Raw genomic sequence first — 20743 nt, 5'->3', positions numbered from 1 at the left:
CAGAAAGACAAGGAAAAAGCGGCTGGCATTGTTTTGAAATGCCTCGCCGCTTTTTTGAGGTGCCCACCTCTCTTTACAGGATTTTTTTCTTCCACATAGCAAGAAGAATTACTCCGCCAAAGAACAGAAAGATGATTCCGGACAACAGAAGTGCCAATTGGAGCGAATAGGCATCGCTTGCCCATCCGGCAAGAGGACCAACAATGACAAATACGCACCGACCAACCAGGTTTTTCACAGACAGAATGGTGGCTCGAACATCGGAAGAAATCAGGCCATTGATATAGTCCAAAAGCACCGGATTCAGAATGCCGCGCGTGATATAGAAACACACGAGAAATATAGCAGACCAAACATGCCACACTGAAGCTATCAACCCGTAGCCAAATACAGGCAAGGCAACGAGGAGAATCAATGACCGCTTCCGTCCGATAACTCGTTCCACAAAGTGTGCATACCATGAGAAGAATGCTGCCACTCCCATAAGTACGGACCAAACAATGCCAAACCACTCAATTGGAACACCGGTTACTACGAGATATGGCTGAATAAACCACACCATAGTGAGAGTTGACGTGCTCACAATGGATGAATAGAGAATGAGCCACTTAATCTCCGCATGGGCATAGAGTGCGTATCGCACCGTTGCCCACATGATTACAAGACTACTCTTTTGAGATATCTCACGGTGTAGCGGGGGTTCAACGAGTATAAGCGCTACAGGAATAATGCAAATCGAGACAAGCACATCGCAGAGAATCGGCAGCCGAAGACTTGCCACTGCAAGAAATCCGCCGATAATACTTGCTACGCTTTCCAACAAAAGACCAGTACTGCTGTTCGCCCCCTCTCGACGACGATATTCCCCTTCCCGATTCAAAACAAGAAGCGTGTCATAAAGCATTGCTGAATCCGCTCCTGACACAAAACTCATACCAACGCCAAGCATGGTTTCCGCAATAAGAAACTCCCAAAATCCGGAAGATACGAAATAAACCGCGAAACCAAACGCAGAAACGCCTCCCCCAATAACGATCGACACCTTCCTACTAAACATATCCGAAAAGTGTCCTGTCGGTACATCGAGCACGATCGTCACTAGAGAAAAGAGTGCCTGTAAAACAAACACGTCCTGCATCGACAGTCCATTCTCCCGGAAAAAGAGAACGATAATCGGCATCTCAAACATGCAGCTGCGCAAACCTTTTATGGCATAGAGTTTCCAAATATTTGATCGTAAACTCCGCATACTCTCACCTCCTCTTACTGTGAGCTTGATGTTTTAAAGAACTTCTTCTCAACAAAAAACCCGACTCTTCTGTTGAGCCGGGAAACCTTCCAAGAGGATATATTTTATCGAAAGAGTGACGGACAAGAGAAATTTCGATAATCACGGCTTAACAGAATAGAACTGGCGATTGGCGACGCAAAAACGCCGCCGCGTATATCCACGCCGGTATGTCCCCACGTATTCATCTGGCAGTATCTGGAATTCATAGGTCTCACTTCTGCTTATCTATCCCCTGCTTCCTACCTTCGGTAGGGTATCATATAAGAGATTCTCTGTCAATATTACGACTCTTGATATCTGAAAGAATTACCCTTGCTTCACCGGTAATTCCACGAAGAAGGTCGAGCCTTTGCCGGTGCCTTCGGAGGTGACGCCGATGTGGCCGCCTTGCGCCTCGATCATGGACTTCCCGACATAGAGTCCGAGACCGGTGCCGCTCACGTGCATCTTGCCGCTCTCCTTGCCGCGAGAGAACTTCTGAAACAAGGCGGACATCATATCGGAATCAATGCCAACGCCTGTATCCGTCACGGAGATACGGATGAAACCGCTCGCATCCTCCGTGCGAACCCGGACACTCCCGGCAGCCGTATACTTGAGCGCATTGTCGATAAGATTCGAGACTACTTCGAAGGCCTTCTGTCGATCCACCCATGCCGGCTTGATCGAGTCTGTCACCGTCTCAAATGTCAACTCCAAACCCTTCTTCTTGGCAACGATCGCAAACGTATCGCGAAGTTCATCCAAGAATTCCGGAATATTCACCTCTGCATACTCGTACTTGAGCCGCCCCGATTCCATACGGGAAATGTTGAGCAAATCTTCCACCAAGTGCACGATTCGATCATTTGCCGTATAAATCTTATCGAGTACATCCGTGATCGGTGCCGGCACCTTGCCGTACGATCCTTCAAGCAAAAGCGAGACAAATCCCTTGATTGCCGTCAATGGCGTCCGCAACTGATGCGACGCGATCGAAATGAACTCCGGCTTCGACTGATCAAGACGCTTGAGCTCCACATTCGCCGCCGCCAATTTGTCCGTCACAATCTGCAGCTCTTCCTTCCGTCGAATTTCATTCTTCACAGAACGGATGAGGAGAATGCCAAAGAGAACAGACAGGAGAAATGTAATTGATGTAAGTATGAAATTTATCTGCGACCTGATAAAGAAAAGCTGTGAGCCAATCAATATCGCCAGTGTCACCACTAATGCTTGTGTTGCAATAATTTTTACATTGAATGCCTGATATCGAACGATGAGGTACGCAAGGAGGCCAAGAAAAATGGGCATTCCAAACATGCCCATAGACTCAATTCTGTAATCATTTACAACACCAAGTCCATACAGGTAAGGAGCCAAAACCCCTGCCAAAAGAAACAGCATTAAGAAAAAATTCATGCCAAAGGAAAAAAGCATTATTTGTTTCTTAAGCTCTTTTCCCGCTAATCTATACCTCCTAAATGATAGGAAAACAATCCATATAACCACTAAACCATTAATGAAGTACTGGTAGTAATTAAAGTAATCCCCCTCAATTGGAGAGCAATCAATATTACTAAATTCGCCCAGGTTAAAATAGGTAGGTGTAATTACAATAGCTGGAAGCAATAATGCGCCAAAAATCAATTTTAACGAAGATGTTACATCTCTCCTATCGAGAAAGACATACGTGAAATATAGGCTCACGACAAAAAGTAGAACATTTGTAACGCCCAATAACGACCACGCAAACATCGTGTAGACGCTATTGTAGCTATACGTCCACGTAACGAGATCAGCAAATGACCAGAAAAAAAAGGTGAGGGAGAAAAGAAAGAGTAGCTTGTTCAGTAAAAACTTTCTGTTGCTGTAAAAGACAAACAATCCTATAGACAACGCTGCAATTCCTGTTGGAATATGCGAGTAATAGATCAAACCGAAAGGAGCATCTTTTATATATACATAACAAGATTCTATATTTGTCACCAAATTGTATGCCATATAACTTTAATCTTTATATGTTTTCTCTATGAGTTCCTTGAGCTCTGGGGTCATATGCGAATAGTTTTTCTTTCGATATTCAACATTCTTCCAATCATTCCCGGTAATGACTTTCCTGCATTTTTTTGATCTACACTTACAATATAATTTAAAACCAGGATCCGACACAGCTAATCCATAATCGTAGGAGAGCTCGTCATCCTTTTTAATGTTTTTTATGGTAACAAAATTTCCATTTTTATCATACCCAACATTGCCATCACAAGAATGATTGATATACCAAGGGATAGAGAGATAATTAACATCTTTAGGAGCAAAGAAACCGTCAGGAGTTGGGATGCAGAAGTTTTTTATTACACCCCTTGATTCCTGGTCTACCTTTTCATAGTCATTTCGAGTAAGAAAAAAGTCTTCGCTTAAAAACCTTACATCACCAATTATAATTCCCTTGCTTAGGTTTCTAACAGCAAAAACACCCACTCCAGTTGGTACTATCCTTGATGGTTTAAGCTTTATAAGAGCATTCTTAAACTCTCCGTGATGTATCTTCCTGTACTTTGCTCCACCAATTGTTATATGTTCCATAATATCATCTTTAATTAAAGTTGGATAACACCACCAATACAAGTCATCCTGATCCTCTATTGAAGATAAAGGAACAATAAGAGGCTTAATGCCAAAAAGTTTTTCAAGTTTGGCAAATGCGGGGACCACAACTCTATGTGTAAAGTCCTTGATGTTTTTACTTAACAAGAAGTTTTCGAACAACACGCCTCCGAAGATAAAAAGAGCTAGATATTTATCGTAACACTGACTCAACCCCTTGTGATTTAAATCCAGTATTTCCGATATATCGATACTTTTCCTCCAGTGATTAGGAAATAAGTCATGAGAAATTCTATGTTGAAAATCAACAAGATTCTCTCCCCACATTGTATTTATGTTACATATTTTTTCTCCTTGATATTTATTGAAATCAATGGCGTTGATAAAATCAGTGTCAATGTTCCTATCATTCTTCCTTCCGTTCTTATTGTAAAAATACAATTTCGCTAAATAGTACTTATCCGGGTTTTCTGTAACAAACTTATCTTTAACATGTTCTATAACCAGAGGTTCAAGATCTATCTCTTTGGCTAATTCCAAGAAATAGCTAAACTCCATAGTAGGACTCACAATATTCCTCCCCAAACAGGCGACCGGACTTTCTTTAAAAAATCGTTCAGCTTTAATGCCCAAAAACTCACTCACATTCTTTTGCAGCTCTTTATTTCCCCATCTTTTCCAAATTTCTTCCTTTGCAACAGACAACGGAGTATATATTTTCTGGACTTCTTTCCTTAGACTCTCCTTCAAATCAATGTCATTATCAGTCATATTCAATATCTTACCAGTCGAACCATTTTTAGATGCGGTGCGATGTCATTCAAAGGAACCTTGCTTTTCCTTCTTCTCGAAAGAAACAGAACGATCATTCCAACAATCGCAAACTCATAAAACGGAAGAAGAACAACAAGAAAGCTCCACGTCTCTATCGCATAAATATTCATGACTGCCGCAACAAAAGAAAGAAGCCATGTTGTTATATCTTCTTCAAACGGATTTAAGTACGCTTTTTTCAAAATAGGAATCATGGCAACAAACTCAACCGACAAGCTCGATATAAGCGCCACCGAAGGATATTCCTGGAAGAAAAACCACAATCCCAAACTCACAATGGCTCCAAAAAAACAAAGCTTGTCAAAAGTCTGCGTCCCATCCTTTCCATAAAGAAGACTCAGGAGGGCAATCAAGAAACATCCAACCAAATCTCCGATAAGAAAAAAAAGGGTATTGGACGCGCCAGACCCCTTATATGCTAATAATGTAACCAACCCCACGAAGAATAATATCCAAAATGACGTTCGACTTGGGACAGTCTTCCTTCGAATAATCGAGGAAATATAAGGAATATAAGCAAGCAGAGAAATCACTCCCGCTAATGCCCCCATGAAAGCCATGAAATCACGACTACTCACTTCTTTTGTCCAAAGGTTTATCCCCCTTTCTCTTTCTCGTTCGCTTCAAATCATCTCACCTACCACAGAAAAACATCCTGATTTCTTCATGATAATTCCTCGTAAACTTTACTTTTTACAATAAATATTTGTTTATGTCAATAATAAAAGTCAAAAAAAATGGACAAATATGTCCATTTGAAAAGCCTTTATATTCGGGAAAATCCCAACCGTTCCCTTCTGTTTAGCGAATATTTCCACTTCACCATAGAGAAAACATTTCAGAAATTCTGTCAAATCAATCCGAATCCACCTAGTTCATCTGTACAGCTCCACCCTCTTCATCCATTCCCGCTTCCGGAGAAATTTCACTGCCAGTGCCACTGCCTGCGGCACCATCTTCGCTATCTTCACCACCCTCTCCCATCGAATCATTCGGTAGTGTTGCACCTTCGGAGTCTTCCAGGACAAATCCCGGGCCGACACAGGTCTCACCTTCCGGCACTGTTTCATCGGAACAGTAGGTCTCCGTACAATCTATTTCTCCCAGACGACAGGATAAATCAGCACACTCCGGCGAATCAAGGGTTCCGGAGGCGCATGTCTCCGGAAAATTGTAGGCTTTCCTTTCAACGATTTTGTAATATGACGTTTCAATCGGAATATCATCCTCTCCGCACGACTCATCGTCGGTATCGCAGATATCTCGAGCAAAACAAGCCGCCCTCTCCGGAGAACACGACACCTCTATGTCCACCAAATAGTCCTTCGCAATAAACACCCGATAGAAAGTCGCAAAAATCGAAAGAGTTACCAAAAAGAAAAAGACCCCGAAAAACCATCTTGATTGAGTCTTTTCTTTTTTTTCCGTTTCCATGACGATGGTATTGGTATTGCAATCCCTCAAACAAGTTTTCCACCCGTATCTTCAGTATATCAGAAACCGCATCGCGCCGAAAGATCGGTATTACCAACTCTTTTTCTTGAGGGCGTTCTTGGCCGCTTCGCGCTGTGCCTCTTGCTTGGAACTCCCCGTCCCTTCGGCGACCAAATCATCGCCGATATAGGCACCGGCCGTAAAACATTTGTCATGGTCAGGTCCCGATTCCGAAAGCACCCGATAGGACGGCGTCATACTGAGGCGCGTCTGCGCTTGTTCTTGAAACTCGCTCTTCGGATCAGCGTACAGCCTCTGTTCAAAAACTTCCGGCAGGTGACTCACGATAACCCGAAGAATAAAGCTCTTGGCAGCATCGTAGCCCTGATCGAGGTAGAGCGCCCCGATAATAGCCTCCATAGCATTGGCAACCAGATACTGGCGTGACCGTCCCGTATCCTTCGATTCGCCCCGACTCATCATGAGAAACGGTTCAATGCCAAGCTCAGCGCCGACACGGGCAAGCATTTCGCCATTTACCAGGGCGGCGCGCCAACTCGTGAGCTCCCCTTCGGGATTGGGATATTGGTGAAAAAGATATTCGGTCACCACAAGTTCAAGTACCGCATCGCCCAAAAACTCCAATCGTTCATTGTGATCAAGCGGGTAATTCCGATGCTCATTGATATAAGAGCGGTGAGTAAACGCTGTCTGAAAATATTCGGGCTTTCGAATCTCCGCGCCCAGCATACGAGCAATTTCCACCTTGTCGAATTCTTTCATACCGAAGATATCTCCCAGGAAAAGCGCGACACTCTCGAAAAACCCCAGAGAATGCCCAGCTCATGCCGGGAAAATATTACAATTTATCTTTATCTCATGACAACACAACATCCTTTTGTTATCCCTAAGTTCTGCCATCCCTATTTTCTTATCACTCTGATTGATTCTCTATCGTCCCAACTGAAGCACGAAGAGATCTCGACACGCTAACACGCTGATGACTTCTAGAGTCTGTTTACCACCCCTTCCGACTTTCAAGTACTCGCCGCCAAACACGCAACTTCACTCCGCGTCATCCGAATCGATCGGTTCGGTTTTCATGTCTCCCGGATGTTCCTCCAATTCTTTGAGTTTCAGCGCAGCACGACGTTTTTCGCTTGAGTCGTCCTTCATTGGCTCCCCCATCTCACGATAGATAGTGCCTAAAACGCCATTGATAAACCGCGGGGAGCTGTCACTGCCAAATGTCTTGGACAACTCGATAGCTTCGTTAATCGCGACCTTGGGTGGCACTTCGTCGTAATTACCATAGAGCAACTCAAAAATACCGAGTCGAAGCACATTACGGTCGATCACCGTCACCTGGTCAAGGGGCCACTCGGGCGCACACTTCTCAATGAGTTGATCGATAACCTTGCGATGTGCTAACGCCCCTTCAACCAAAACACGCGTAAATGAGGCGTCTTCGAGCCCGGGGGCGAATTCCTCGAGATTCCGGCGCACAATATCGGCCATCTCAGCATCGCTCCGCTTCCGAAAATCCCATTCGAAAAGCGCCTGCATTGCTACCGATCGTTGAAGATGCCGATTCGCCATATTTCAAGAAACCATCAGAAGAGACCCTTGTTTTAAGGCTCGAGAGCAATTACTGCTGCTCTTTTTTTGTCGATGCCGACGCTTTTTTCAGCGTATTTACGTATTCTCGATTCTTGTAAAAGCCGCATTTCGGACACACACGGTGTGACGAAATGCTCGCCCCACATTTCGGGCAAGCCACACTATTCTTTACGGACTTTACATAGCGAACGCGCCCGCGAGCCTGCCGAGCTTTGGAATGCCGCTGTTTCGGTACCGACATAGGATATTCTCAATGGAAAACACTTGACTCAGAGTCTATCAGAATTCTTAATTTCTTGCAAATTCCCGGGAAGCTCGCACAACCGGCGCAAATGACTGCCGATGAATCGGGCACGGCCCAAACCGCTGGAGTGCCGAGAGGTGCGCTGCCGTACCATACCCCTTGTGCTTCGAGAATCCATACTCTGGATAGAGGATGTCGAGATCCCGCATTCTCCGATCACGCGTCACCTTGGCCACAATAGATGCTGCGGCAATAGACACCGATCGAGCGTCTCCGTGCACGATTGCCTCTTGAGAAAACTCGATTTTTGGGATCACTCGATTGCCATCAACCAATATACGAACATTTTGCATCCCGTTTTGTTTTCCCGCGATACGCTTCTCCAAAAGATCCGCCAGAGCCATTCGCATAGCAAGGAATGTTGCCTGAAGGATATTCACCCGATCAATAGTCTCCGCATCAACCACACCAACCCCAACCTCGAAATTCGCAAGAATCCACCGATATGCCTCTTCGCGTTGATGCCCTGAGAGCGTCTTGGAATCTCGAACCAGCCGCCATTCTCTACTCTCTCCACAAGGAAACCCGAGCCGACTCGATCGATACCGCGCTGCCGCAGCAACAACCGGTCCGGCAAGCGGTCCTCGCCCCGCCTCGTCCACCCCGACGGCATCACGGTGAGACGCTGCCGCCAGCTGTTCATATTCGAATGTTGGAAGATGCGTTTTCTCTGCGTAGCTATTTTTCATATTTCACAGCATATCCGAAAACGTCAGAATAAACAAAAGCCGCTCCTCTCAATCACAAGGAGCAGCTCGTTGCTTTCGGAGATGAACCCTCCCCGCGACTGATGACTTACGGCGCCACCTCCTGCCAATGCTCACGACAGTCTTTAGTACCATCGTATGTATTGCCGCAGGAATCAAGACACTGATCATCAGTACACGTATTCGCTCGCACACCTCCGCATGTCGAGTCCGGCGTACAAACGACCTCTACGTGCGTCGTCGCGCTACGGGTATTATACGCCGCCGTTACCGCTACATCGGACGTGACATCAACACCTCTCAGAGATCCCTTACTGACCACCTCGACCATTGAAGGATCAGCGCTCGACCAGCTGGCAGAGCTTGTCACGTTCTGATCCGTACCTGTCTGATTGCTACACGTGATATCCACACCATCCGCCCGATACCACGCTGTAAAATCTGACCTTGTTTGACCCAAAGCAATCGACGCACTCGACGGACAAACAACCAAAGAAGGCGTTGGCACCGATGGCGTAGATACTGCTGTCACTGTCACATTGCTCGTCGCTGAGGATGTTCCGTATATTGCACGAATTGGGACCGTCGATGTGACACTTGGACTCCCGGCCGTTACCAATCCTTTCGAAGTCGAGTTATCCACTGTTGCTATTGAAGTGTCGGATGACGACCACGCAGCACTTGTGGTTACCGTCGAATACCCTGTGGTCGAACATGACGGAGCGTAGGAAAGAGACGACCAGTATTTGGCATTAAGTTGCTGTTGTCCACTGGGCGAAAGCGACACCGATGCAGGGCAAACAATGAAGCGCGACACCGAACAATTCACCGTCCCATTTCCGCAATACGTTCCGCAGTTTGTATCGTAAACGGGAGTAGTCGTGCAGTATCCAGACAGACTTGGACAGTTTGGGGTACAGGAAGACACCGCTTTATCCGCGCGGCACGAAGTCCCGGTACAACTCCAAGTCCACGGACCAGATCCAGAGACACTACTTGGCGATCCAGCTTGGCAAAGTTCTGTTGCTGTTGAAGGAGCAGAAGACCGATTCGTGCCATTTGCGCTTCCACAAACACCCGGCGAGAGATTTGCACTGCACGTATTGCTTCCGCAAGTCCATGACCAACCGGTCCAGTAACTGCCAGTATAGCGAGCAGACACCGTTGGACGACTTCCGTCACTGCAAAGATTAGCTGCTGAAGGACCAGATGTGGAGGAGAATGTGCCCCCATTGGCGGACCCGCAGGTGATAGGAGCTGATGCTCGAGATGCAGAACAATTTACCGATGGAGATGAGCTATTAAAACACGTCCACGTCACTGTTGCACCTGGTGCTGGGAAAGGAACATTATTATTCCCGACAGTAGGCGACGAGCCTGTTCCACAGAGAAGACCCGAGTACGCCGTATCCGTATAGGCATAGCTTTTTGCTGCCGGTCCGCATCGAGCCGAAGTACTACCACCTGAAGTCCCTCCAGAGTCACACGTCACATTCCCTTCCCAAACATATATTGCCGATCCTGAATATTCTGGCGCACACTGACCACAAGGAAAGGGACTGCTCCAAATACTGTCAGTCGGTCTACAAGCGAGCGCAGCGGGACAATTAGTGGCCGGTCCAGAGCCAGGACTACACGACCTTCCGGGACGAGTCACTGAAAGTGTCCCGTTACAAGGAGCGGCGCTACACCAACCAAGACTTCCGTATGGCTGAGCTTGTACACTATTCACAGCAGAAAAAAAACCGAGGGAAAAAATGAAAACAATGCCTCCCCGCTTCAAATAAGAGCACTTCAACCAAACAGAGGTAGCACTTGAACAAAATTTCTTCATAGCAGCTTTGATAGAGTTAAAGACTTCGTGTCAATACTTCACAACCAACTCCCTATTGATAATCCTCCCCCTCCATACCCTCCCTCTTCTCCATCTTTGCCGCAATCACATATGCATCGTCCATAGGAGCTGATTGTGCGGTAATGGAAAGTACGTCATCTCGCTTCATGCCCTCAAAGAACCCTTCTGTGTCCCGTTCGGAGAGAAAGAACCGATAGACTTTGTCCGGAGCGGCATAGATCGCCGGATCAATGGTTGGAGAGACAAGGAGTTCAAGCTCCATACCTTTCACATCTTTCTGCTCAGGAATCGGCTGCACATTTATAACCTTTCCGGTAATAACAATGCGGTTTTTCTCATCTCGCCTCCAATCCATCAACACTTCTTCGGTCATAACCTCGGAAAGAGGTCCTGTTGTCACATCACCCTGAGGGGAATCTGAAATCTTCACAGACATATCCTCTCTCCCCATTTCGCGATTGAACCCTCGGAGAGCAAAGGCGACAGCAAGCACCATTGCAATTGCAAGCACAACAAGAGACCAGAACAACACTTTGTTCGATCTCGAAGGAAGCTGAAGCGACATGACGTTTTTGTTTTACAAATTATATATTCGTTTCCGCAGAGACAAACCTTCGAGAAAGAGTTCCCTCCGGTTGCAAAACGATAATTTCTCAATTACTACAACTACTGGGAGGAGTATACCACAAAACACTCCGATGAAAAAATCTTGTCAAGACTTCCCTCTCGCTGCTCGGTACGGTAAGATTTTATGTGAGGGAAATTCCCTCGCTATCCAATTTTAGTCTATCACGTTGTAAAAATTTCACAGAGTTTTCGTTTACTAACGACCTCCATGCCTTTTGCACATCTCCACGTTCACTCGCACTATAGCCTTCTCACCGCGCCTGCTCGCATTGACGCGCTCCTTGACCGCGCCAAAGAGCTCGGCATGACCGCACTTGCCATCACCGACTACACCGCGCTTTATGGCGCCGTCGAGCTCTCGATCAAAGCAAAAGAACGAGACATGAAGCCGATTATCGGTGCGGAAATCTACGTGACGGCAAATATGAGGAGCCGAGTCTCGATCGAAGACCGCCGCCGCTCCAATCTCGTCCTTCTCGCCGAGACACAAGCTGGCTACCAGAATCTCATGAAGATCATCTCCGAGTCGCATATCGAGGGCTTCTACTACAAAGCGCGCGTCGACAAGGCACTCTTGCGGAAATACCATGAGGGCATCATTGCTCTTTCCGGATCGGTGACCGGCGAAGTGCCGTCGCTCGTCATCGCCGGAAGCGAAGAGCGCGCGCGGGAAGCAGCCCTCGAATACGAAGACATTTTCGGCAAAGGCAACTTCTTCCTCGAACTCCAACCGCACGGCGACTACGAAAATCAAATTGTTGCCAATACCGGACTTGTCCAGATATCGCGAGAAACCGGCATTCCGCTCGTCGCGGCGAACGATGTGCACTATGTCCGCCCCGAAGACAGCGATCTCCAAGATATCCTCCTTTGTATCCGCGACAACAAAAAAGTTTCCGACGAAAACCGACTCTCGCTTCGACACCTCGACCTCTCGCTCCGTTCGCCCGAAGACATGGAGGCATTCTTCAAGGACATTCCGGAGGCCATCGAAAATGCCGGGAAAATCGCGGACCGCTGTGATGTTCACATCAAACTCGGAGAAACCCAGCTCCCGCATTTCGACGTGCCCGACGGCAAGACTCCTGAAGCTTATCTGCGCGAACTCTGCGAAGCGGGGCTTGCCAAGCGCTTCGGTACCGATATCACCGACCAGCACCGCGAGCGCATGGAGTACGAACTCGGTGTGATCGAGAAAACTGGCTTCGCCTCGTACTTCTTGATCGTTCAAGACTTCGTCAACTGGGCAAAGCACGAAGGCATCGTCGTAGGCCCCGGAAGAGGGAGCGCCGCCGGAAGTTTCGTCGCCTATTTGACCGGCATCACCAACATGGATCCGATCAAATACAATCTCCTCTTCGAGCGATTCCTCAATCCGGAGCGCATTTCTATGCCCGATGTCGACATGGACTTCGCCGACAACCGCCGCGACGATGTCTTGAATTATGTCCGTCGACGCTATGGCAACGACCACGTCGCACAGATCATCACCTTCGGAACCATGGCGGCGCGCGCCGCGATTCGCGACGCCGGCCGCGCCCTCGGACTCTCCTACAGCCTCTGCGACACCGTCGCCAAGCTCATCCCACAGTTCCACTCGATGGAAAAGGCACTTCAAGAAGCGCCCGATTTCAAAGCGCTCTACGATCGCGACCCCGACGCCAAACGCCTCATCGACGTCGCCAAGAAGATAGAAGGTCTCTCGCGGCACGCCTCCATGCATGCCTGCGGCGTCGTCATCACCAAAGACCCGGTCACCGAATACACGCCGATTCAAAATATTTCCGGTTCCAAAGAAGGCATCGTGACGCAATACTCTTCTTCAACCAAATCAAGTTACGTCGAAAAAATCGGCCTCTTGAAAATGGACTTCCTCGGTCTCAAAAACCTCACCATCATTCAAGACACCATCCGTATTTTGAAGGCGCTCGGCAAGCTCGAACACCTCGCCGAAAAACTCGGACTCAATCCCGACACCGTTTCGACCGCCGACATTATGGATAAGCTCCCGCTCGACGACGAAGCAACCTTTGCTCTTCTCCAGAAAGCGCACACGACCGGCGTCTTCCAGCTCGAATCAAACGGCATGAAGCGCTACCTCAAACAATTGAAGCCGACCGTCCTCGAAGACATCATCGCCATGGTCGCCCTCTACCGCCCCGGTCCCATGGACTGGATCCCGGACTTCATCGCCGGGAAGCACGGCACCAAGACCGTCGAGTACCTTCACCCAAAGCTCGAGCCCATACTCGGCACGAGCTACGGCGTCGCCGTCTATCAGGAACAAGTCATGCGCATCGCGCAAGATCTTGCCGGATTCACTCTGGGCGAAGCGGATGTACTCCGCAAAGCGATGGGGAAAAAGATTTTGGAGCTCATTAAAGAACAGAAAATCAAATTCATCGACGGTTGCGTCAAGCAAGGCATCTCAAAGACTATCGCTGAAAAAGTCTTCGCCTTCATCGAGCCCTTTGCCGGTTACGGATTCAACCGATCTCACGCCGCCTGCTACGGACTCATCGGCTACCAAACCGCCTATCTCAAAGCGCACTATCCGGCGGAATTTATGGCGGCGCTGCTCACAAGCGATCAGAGCAACTCCGACCGCGTCTCGATCGAAGTCGCCGAGACGCGCGACATGGGTATCGAAGTCTTGCCGCCATCGGTCAATGAGAGTTTCGAGGAATTCGCCGTCATCCGCGGAGACGACGGTGTCGAGCGCGTCCGATTCGGACTCAATGCCGTGAAAAATGTGGGCGCGACCGTCACCGAAGAAATCGTTCGCGAGCGAAAGAAAAACGGAAAATTCAAAGACCTCACCGACTTCATCGAACGTGTCCGCACCAAAGACCTCAACAAAAAATCCATCGAAGCGCTCGCGAAAGTGGGCGGACTCAACGCCTTCGGCGAACGCAAGAGCCTCCTTGAGAGCGTCGACACCATTTTGTTGTACTCAAAGAACAGCGAGAAGACTAAGGCGACGCATTCGATGAGCCTCTTCCGCGACATGCCGATCGAAAAGAGCGCTATCCGCCTCACGCCGGTTGCCCCCGCCACCAAGCACGAAAAACTCCAGTGGGAAAAAGAACTCCTCGGACTCTATGTGAGCGATCATCCGGCAAGCGACTACCAAGAATATCTTGCGGAAATCGCAACGCCCGTGCACGAAGTCGAAAAGCTCTCCGAAGGCGCGATCGCGCAGGTGGGCGGCGTCATCTCCGCGCTCCGAAAAGCCTATACCAAAGACCAGAAGACGATGTACTTCGCCACCGTCGAAGATACGACCGGACGGATCGAAGCCGTCGTCTTCCCGCGCATTGCCGAGCAGACCGAGTACCTTTGGGTCGCCGAACAGATGGTCACTGTCACTGTCAAGATTTCCTCCGAGAAGGCTCACCAACAATCCTGGTCGAGCGCGCCGACCGCATCTCGCCGCAAGAGATAGAGACCTGGCAACGTGCGATCCTCACAAGGAAAAAATACGGACAACCGAGAGAACCGGTAGGAGAATTAGGAATACAAAATAAAGAATCAGACAAAGAGCGAGAGGCAACTCACAACCCGCAACAAACCACTGACAACAAGCAACTGACAACAGACAGCGAGGAAACAAAAACCACTCAACCATCACGCCATTCAGCCATTCAGCCATCCAACAATCAAACCATTCAAAACAAAAACATCATCATAACGCTCGACGACACTGCCACCGAAAAGACTCTCGAACACCTCGCCGACACCCTAAAGCGACTGCCCACAGGAGACACAAAAGTCTGCATCCGCCTCCGCGGAAAAACGATAGAGACCCATTTTTCTATTGATGCAACACCGAAAACAACTGAGACTCTTAAAGAAAATACCCCGAAAGTAGAAACGAGATAGAAAAATCCCAAGCAGCGCACTGCCCGGGATGTGATAGGGTTTTGTTCGTCAGAGTCCCTTTAGAAACTCCGACGAGGAGAGGAGTTCTCAACACGTACTTAATTAACTATGATCAATAGTAATGCAAAGATTCACAACGCGACCAAGCTTCTCATCATCAGGCAAAGGAAGCGGATCATCGATAATCTCCCACCCATGTTCTGCATCGCGCTCGTACTGAATGATCTTGAATGTAAATCTATAAATACCTTCTCTCAAGACCACTTCCGTATTCATTTCACCGGAAACAGAGGATGGTATTGCACACACCATGCGACCAAAGATTCCACTCCAAACTTCATTTGCCAGTCCTTCGCGAAAACATTCTCCAATTTGTGAGGTATCAATGCGAATGTAGCCAGAATAATGAGAAAATTCAACACCAAACTGAGCAAGTCCGCTCTCGTCGTAGAGACTATGAACAACTGCCTGACCGAAATCAGGAAAAGCCGTCGAACAAAGACTCATCGCTACTGCTACATAGTAAAATTCATGATTCTCTCTTGCCACTTGATCTGGGGTCATCTCGAAGTCTCCAAGTAATGTTGCAAATAGCAACAGGGTTAAGGAACAGAAACCTAACTCATCCATTTTCTTCTACACGAATTAAGCTCTTATGTCAACATTAAAATCATCGAAGCTCGTCGTCATCCTCGGGCCGACTTCGTCGGGAAAGTCGGCGCTGGCGATTGATGCGGCAAAGCAATGGAACGGCGAAGTCATCTCCACCGACAGTCGGCAAGTGTATCGCGGTATGGATATCGGAAGTGGCAAGGTTACCAAGAAAGAGCAGCGGATCGTTCCACATCACCTCCTTGACGTTGCCGACCCAAATGACGACTACAATATTTCGCATTTCCTCCGCGATGCGCGCACGGCAATCGGAGACATTGCAAGTCGAGACAAACTCCCCATCGTCTGTGGCGGCACGGGGTTTTGGATTCAGGCGCTCATCGAAAATCAAGCGCTCCCCGATACCCCGCCCAACTCGTCACTGCGCATGGAACTTTCGCGGAAAACTCCCGAGGAACTCTTCGAGATACTTCAAGAACTCGATTCGGCGCGCGCCGAGACAATCGACCGAAAAAACCCCAGACGATTGATCCGCGCCATAGAAATAGCGAAAGACAAAAATCAAGAATCAAGCATTAAGAATCAGAAAGAAGATCCAATTCCAAAAAACGCCCGACCATTCAACCATAAAGCAATTCAACCATATACCATCGCTCTCTGCCCACCGAAAGATATCCTTGATGCGCGAATACGCGCCCGGCTCGAGGCACGATTCAGTCAAGGCATGATTGCAGAAGTCGAATCACTCCACACAAATGGCGTCTCATGGGAACGTCTCGACAGTTTCGGACTCGAATACCGGTGGATATCGCGATTCCTCCGAGGAATGGTCGACGAAGCGGGGATGAAAGAACGCCTCTTCTTCGACAGTGTTCACTATGCCAAACGCCAAATGACATGGATCCGCCGATGGAAAAGACTCGGCGCGCCACTCACAGTTGTCAAGACAGCAACAGAAGCCGCCCAGAAAATCAACACGTACCTCGAGGAGAAGCGCACTGTTTGACAATGTATACGAATAGGCGCCCATCGTTCTCCATACCCATAGGGAAAGGAGCCTCGCTTTCTCTGAAAGCATCGCATTCAAACATTGGAGTGGTCCTCAATATCCCGTTTGAGTGAATTCCACGCAAAGAGAGGGGGTCAAAAGAATTGGCTCGGCAATACCGCGGTATTGCCGAGCCTTTGTTTATTCATAGTTTCCGCATATCCCAATATCCCATCATGGAATAGCGAAACTGCGAATATGCCACCATATACTCGTACCCATGCGCTGAGAGGAAACTCCTTGGCCTCGGTATGAGTATTCCCGAGTCAATTCCTGCCCTTGAACGATATTAATGCCTCCATCTACTTCATCATCCGAACCAAGAACCTTCACCTGTCGAAGCAGGCATTGACCATCGTTAGCACAATGTTCCCGCATACGAGCAGGAAATCTCTCAAGCAGGGTCGGGTAATCACAAACACCCTGAAGATTAGCCCTTTGCAACAGAGGGCATTGTTTTGTAATCATAGCGAACCTCCTGCAGCACTTGAAACGGAATTGTAACAATACCGACGAATTCGCGAATCTTTGGGAGTACAGCGCGAACCCTTCTTTGCGACACTCGAGGAAAGAGGCAGTCTTTGCCGGTTGCGAGTTCGATAAGAGGCCAGAGAGGAAAATCTCTTCCGTCGATACCGATACCCGGATAGGTCTTTCGGATGATATCTACCCACACACTAAAAGGCTCGATAACAACACCGACAAATTTCTGTTTATGCCCTCCTGCCAAAAGTACCGAACAATACCAGCCAAATGACTCTCGAACATATGAGCAATCTCGCGTTTCGTAGGTAAGGAAATCTACCCCTTTGTGCCACCAGATATTCGGTTGAAACTCCGGAAATTCAAGCGGCACATGTTCTTCCCCTCCCAGCAAAGCAGCGAGCACTTCACGAAAATCACTCATACAAACACCTCCGGTTCCCATACAAAAAAGTTGTTAAGATACAAAAAAATCGCCCCAAGGGGCGACTTTCACGCTTTTCTCAAAACTCCTCCGCAAATTTTCCGCTTCGGATTCATTGCCGTCTATTGTACGCTTCGGAATCAATCTGTCAAATTTTCTCCTTCAGTTTCTTGAGGAGCACTTCGCGAGCCATTTCCGGGTTGGCTTTTCCTTTGGAGAGCTTCATCACTTGGCCAACAAGAAACTGGAGCGCGTTTTCCTTGCCACTCCGGTAGTCATCAACCGACTTCTGATTGGCAGCAAGAGCCTCCTCCGCAAAGGCAACGATGGATTCTTCGTCATTGGTCTGTGTCAACCCGAGTCGTTCGACGATATGCGACGGATCGCTATCGCCACCCTTCATCATCTCGGCAAGCACCGTCTGCGCGCCGCTCGAATTGACCGCGCCATCCGCTACCAACCCAATAAATTCCGCATAGTTTTCCGGCGTCACAAGAACGCTTCGCATATCATTTCCATTTTCGGAGAGGAACTTCCGCGTCTCGGTAAGAAAATAGTTTGCTGCCAATTTCAAGAGCTTTTTTGCATCGCTCTTTGCCTCTCCCGAAGCTTTCTTTTCAAGAAGTTCGCTCGTCACTTGTTCGAAATAATCGGCGATATCTCGTTCGGAAACCAATGCCACCGCATCCGCTTTCGGCAGTCCGAATTCCTCGACAAATCGAGTCTCTTTTGCCTCCGGAAGCTCGGGGAGACTCCGGCGGAGCATTTCAACATGTTCTTCCGAAAATACCAGCGCGGGAATATCCGGCTCCGGGAAATATCGGTAATCATGCGCCGATTCCTTCGCTCGCTGAGACACGGTTGCGCCGCGTGACTCGTCCCATCCGCGCGTCTCTTGCGTCACCTTTTTTCCCTCCTGCAAGACTTCTGTTTGACGCACAATTTCATAGTCAGCCGCGCGTTCAACCGAACGGAAGGAGTTGAGGTTTTTTATCTCGACTTTCGTTCCGCTCAAGCGATCCTCACCTTCTTTGTAGAGAGAAATATTCACCTCGCACCGCATCTGTCCCTTCTCCATGTCCGCATCGGAAATACCGATATAGCGGAGAATCTGCCGGAGCCGCTGACAAAACGCGCGCGCTTCCTTGCCGCTCTCGAAGTCCGGCTCCGTCACCAGCTCCATAAGCGGCACCCCGGCACGATTGAAATCAACCAATGTCGCCTTGCTGCCGCCCGTTGCATGAGAGAGCTTTCCCGTATCTTCTTCGAGATGAATGCGCGTCACGCGAAACGTTTTGCCATCAATCACGAGTGCGCCAGCCTCGCAAAGCGGCTTGTCATACTGCGATATCTGGTACCCCTTTGGGAGATCGGGGTAGAAATAGTTCTTGCGATCGAATTTCGATTCCAATCGAAGCGAACAGCCGAGTGCGAGTCCCGCCCGTTGCACCGATTCAATCGCAGCGCGATTCGGTACCGGGAGCGTCCCCGGCTGCCCCGTGCACACAGGGCAAATATGTGTATTCGGTTCCTTCTCCAGCCCCTGCCCGTTCGGACACGAACAGAACATCTTTGATTTCGTTTTCAGCTCGACATGCACTTCCATGCCGATAACCGGAATGTATTTCATAGCAACAAAACAAACGGGTATGTCACTTGCAGCAAAACAGCAACGACTTGTACTTCCACTTCGTATATAAACAAAATTCCTCAAAAAAGTAAACTCTTCAATAAAAAACGGGTGAAGAAAGCATTGCGCCATCCTCACCCAACTATACAAAAAAGCTTCGAGCATCAGCTGGATCCATCGCTCCCCGAAGAGAAAACGGGACTCAGCACGTTGTATAGACCACCGTTACATGATACCGGTTTAGCTCGATCCCTTATGTTAACTTTCTTTCCTTGCAGGAGATCTCTCAGCAGCGTGGAAACGTATGCATCTCCTGTTTCCCCGGGGAAATAACCCTCTCGATTCAGTGGAATCATCAATGAAACCTTCTTTCCTTGCAGGAGATCTTTGAGCGAAGTGGAAACGTATGCATCTCCTGTTTTCTCGGGGGAATAGCTCGCTTGATTCAAGAGAGCTATCAATGACAATGAAACCTTTGCTCCCGCCTGACATGGCAGATCTTCCGTTGACAATCCCGTCAGCTCAAAGAGCTTTTGAGGAGTCATCGTAACGAACGCTTCCGCCCCATTATGCGTGAGTTGAATCCCATCGTCTATATTTGTCGCCACCACATAGGCCGCGCTGAGTACGGTTCCTCCGTACCCGTAGCTATTCCGAAGCGGCCAGCTCGAGAGAGTAACTGAGAATACCTTCCCATCCCTCTCGACCGTTGACTCATCCGGAGCAGCATATTCCTGGAGGAGTTCTTGGTATGGACCTTTCTCGACGCGGACAATGATGTCTTCGTCCGGACAATGGATCAGCGCCAATGGTCCATCTTCGGTCAGAAGCGGAGCCGACGGATCTTTCAAAAGAACCGTTAACTCATCTACTGTTGGATACCCACCATAGGTACACTGCTCACTGGGCAACATATACCAGTAGGCCTGTCCATTGAGCTGGTACGTGGAAATTGGCGGGAAGTCTTCCGCCGCTAATGCGCGCTTGCTCTTCTCTACTTGCTGAACGACGCCAGACAAAAATTCGCTCGCACTCACGATTGGCGGACTGAGTTCATAAGCACCAGCCAATCCCGAAGCCAGCAAAGCTGAAGCGGCAATCACCGCCAAGATAAACTTTCTCATAGCAGACCTCCTTAGGTCCAGATTGTGAACGCCCCAATGACGTTCTGCGTTATTTACCAAGGAAACGTTTCAAAAAAACAAAACCTTCCCACGCAGAACGCCACCGTCGGCGCACACACGAATTGGGAAGGTGCAAATGCATTCCACCTTTTTGTTTTTGTATTTGGAGGCTACCTCATATCAAGAAATTTGTCAATACAAAATGTCAATATAAACAGACAAATAAAGAAATTTCCAAGTATTTCTCCTCCCACCTCACATGCTCCGCATTCTATAAGC

General features: G+C 48.4%; 21 protein-coding genes. 3 read left to right on the top strand and 18 right to left on the bottom strand.

Features of this window, described 5'->3' with window-relative positions:
- Positions 1-73 precede the first annotated feature (73 nt).
- The 13 genes from IPK84_05000 to IPK84_04940 all read right to left on the bottom strand — a co-directional run bounded on the left by IPK84_05000 (position 74) and on the right by IPK84_04940 (position 11199).
- Positions 74-1249, bottom strand: a complete 1176-nt coding sequence (locus IPK84_05000) for an MFS transporter (GenBank protein ID QQS15690.1) — start codon at positions 1247-1249, stop codon at positions 74-76.
- Between the two features lie 104 nt (positions 1250-1353).
- On the bottom strand, positions 1354-1497 hold the full coding sequence (locus IPK84_04995; GenBank protein QQS15689.1) for a hypothetical protein: 144 nt from the start codon (positions 1495-1497) through the stop codon (positions 1354-1356).
- 100 nt (positions 1498-1597) lie between these two features.
- A complete protein-coding gene (locus IPK84_04990) occupies positions 1598-2710 on the bottom strand; it encodes a HAMP domain-containing histidine kinase (GenBank protein QQS15688.1) in 1113 nt (370 codons plus the stop codon).
- Positions 2711-3280: 570 nt separating this feature from the next.
- Complete coding sequence (locus IPK84_04985; protein QQS15687.1) at positions 3281-4651, bottom strand: SET domain-containing protein-lysine N-methyltransferase; 1371 nt, start codon at positions 4649-4651, stop codon at positions 3281-3283.
- Between the two features lie 2 nt (positions 4652-4653).
- The gene (locus IPK84_04980; GenBank protein ID QQS15686.1) at positions 4654-5274 is read right to left on the bottom strand and encodes a hypothetical protein; all 621 of its coding nucleotides are present in this window, start codon (positions 5272-5274) and stop codon (positions 4654-4656) included.
- 310 nt (positions 5275-5584) lie between these two features.
- Positions 5585-6148: a hypothetical protein gene (locus IPK84_04975; protein ID QQS15685.1), complete on the bottom strand. Its 564-nt coding sequence runs from the start codon at positions 6146-6148 to the stop codon at positions 5585-5587.
- Positions 6149-6238: 90 nt separating this feature from the next.
- Positions 6239-6931: a ribonuclease III gene (rnc, locus tag IPK84_04970; GenBank protein QQS15684.1), complete on the bottom strand. Its 693-nt coding sequence runs from the start codon at positions 6929-6931 to the stop codon at positions 6239-6241.
- 282 nt (positions 6932-7213) lie between these two features.
- Positions 7214-7747 carry a transcription antitermination factor NusB gene (nusB, locus tag IPK84_04965; protein ID QQS15683.1) on the bottom strand — a complete coding sequence of 178 codons (534 nt, stop codon included), beginning with the start codon at positions 7745-7747 and terminating at the stop codon, positions 7214-7216.
- Between the two features lie 49 nt (positions 7748-7796).
- Positions 7797-8009, bottom strand: a complete 213-nt coding sequence (gene rpmF, locus IPK84_04960) for a 50S ribosomal protein L32 (GenBank protein ID QQS15682.1) — start codon at positions 8007-8009, stop codon at positions 7797-7799.
- Positions 8010-8056: 47 nt separating this feature from the next.
- On the bottom strand, positions 8057-8761 hold the full coding sequence (locus IPK84_04955; GenBank protein ID QQS15681.1) for a ribonuclease HII: 705 nt from the start codon (positions 8759-8761) through the stop codon (positions 8057-8059).
- A 106-nt stretch (positions 8762-8867) separates the two neighbouring features.
- Positions 8868-9608: a hypothetical protein gene (locus IPK84_04950; protein QQS15680.1), complete on the bottom strand. Its 741-nt coding sequence runs from the start codon at positions 9606-9608 to the stop codon at positions 8868-8870.
- A complete protein-coding gene (locus IPK84_04945) occupies positions 9605-10012 on the bottom strand; it encodes a hypothetical protein (GenBank protein QQS15679.1) in 408 nt (135 codons plus the stop codon). Before IPK84_04945 ends, IPK84_04950 begins: the two co-directional genes overlap by 4 nt.
- Before the next feature lie 653 nt (positions 10013-10665).
- On the bottom strand, positions 10666-11199 hold the full coding sequence (locus IPK84_04940; GenBank protein ID QQS15678.1) for a hypothetical protein: 534 nt from the start codon (positions 11197-11199) through the stop codon (positions 10666-10668).
- A gap of 270 nt (positions 11200-11469) precedes the next feature.
- On the opposite strand from IPK84_04940, the gene IPK84_04935 reads away from it, so the two are divergent.
- The gene (locus IPK84_04935; GenBank protein QQS15677.1) at positions 11470-14706 is read left to right on the top strand and encodes a DNA polymerase III subunit alpha; all 3237 of its coding nucleotides are present in this window, start codon (positions 11470-11472) and stop codon (positions 14704-14706) included.
- Positions 14601-15143 carry a hypothetical protein gene (locus IPK84_04930; protein ID QQS15676.1) on the top strand — a complete coding sequence of 181 codons (543 nt, stop codon included), beginning with the start codon at positions 14601-14603 and terminating at the stop codon, positions 15141-15143. Before IPK84_04935 ends, IPK84_04930 begins: the two co-directional genes overlap by 106 nt.
- 102 nt (positions 15144-15245) lie before the next feature.
- On the opposite strand, the gene IPK84_04925 is transcribed toward IPK84_04930, so the two are convergent.
- Positions 15246-15707, bottom strand: coding sequence for a hypothetical protein (locus IPK84_04925; GenBank protein QQS15675.1), 462 nt, complete (start codon positions 15705-15707; stop codon positions 15246-15248).
- A gap of 91 nt (positions 15708-15798) precedes the next feature.
- On the opposite strand from IPK84_04925, the gene miaA reads away from it, so the two are divergent.
- Complete coding sequence (gene miaA / locus IPK84_04920; GenBank protein ID QQS15674.1) at positions 15799-16761, top strand: tRNA (adenosine(37)-N6)-dimethylallyltransferase MiaA; 963 nt, start codon at positions 15799-15801, stop codon at positions 16759-16761.
- 216 nt (positions 16762-16977) lie between these two features.
- On the opposite strand, the gene IPK84_04915 is transcribed toward miaA, so the two are convergent.
- The 4 genes from IPK84_04915 to IPK84_04900 form a co-directional block, all read right to left on the bottom strand.
- Positions 16978-17181: a hypothetical protein gene (locus IPK84_04915; protein QQS15673.1), complete on the bottom strand. Its 204-nt coding sequence runs from the start codon at positions 17179-17181 to the stop codon at positions 16978-16980.
- A 52-nt stretch (positions 17182-17233) separates the two neighbouring features.
- Positions 17234-17710 carry a hypothetical protein gene (locus IPK84_04910; GenBank protein ID QQS15672.1) on the bottom strand — a complete coding sequence of 159 codons (477 nt, stop codon included), beginning with the start codon at positions 17708-17710 and terminating at the stop codon, positions 17234-17236.
- Positions 17711-17858: 148 nt separating this feature from the next.
- Entirely contained in the window at positions 17859-19340 is a 1482-nt protein-coding gene (gatB, locus tag IPK84_04905) for an Asp-tRNA(Asn)/Glu-tRNA(Gln) amidotransferase subunit GatB (GenBank protein QQS15671.1), read from the bottom strand.
- 164 nt (positions 19341-19504) lie between these two features.
- A complete protein-coding gene (locus IPK84_04900) occupies positions 19505-20464 on the bottom strand; it encodes a hypothetical protein (GenBank protein QQS15670.1) in 960 nt (319 codons plus the stop codon).
- Positions 20465-20743: the final 279 nt, after the last annotated feature.

The organism is Candidatus Moraniibacteriota bacterium (assembly GCA_016699875.1).
Classification (GTDB): domain Bacteria; phylum Patescibacteriota; class Minisyncoccia; order Moranbacterales; family UBA1568.
This window is presented reverse-complemented; position numbering and strand designations above follow the sequence as displayed.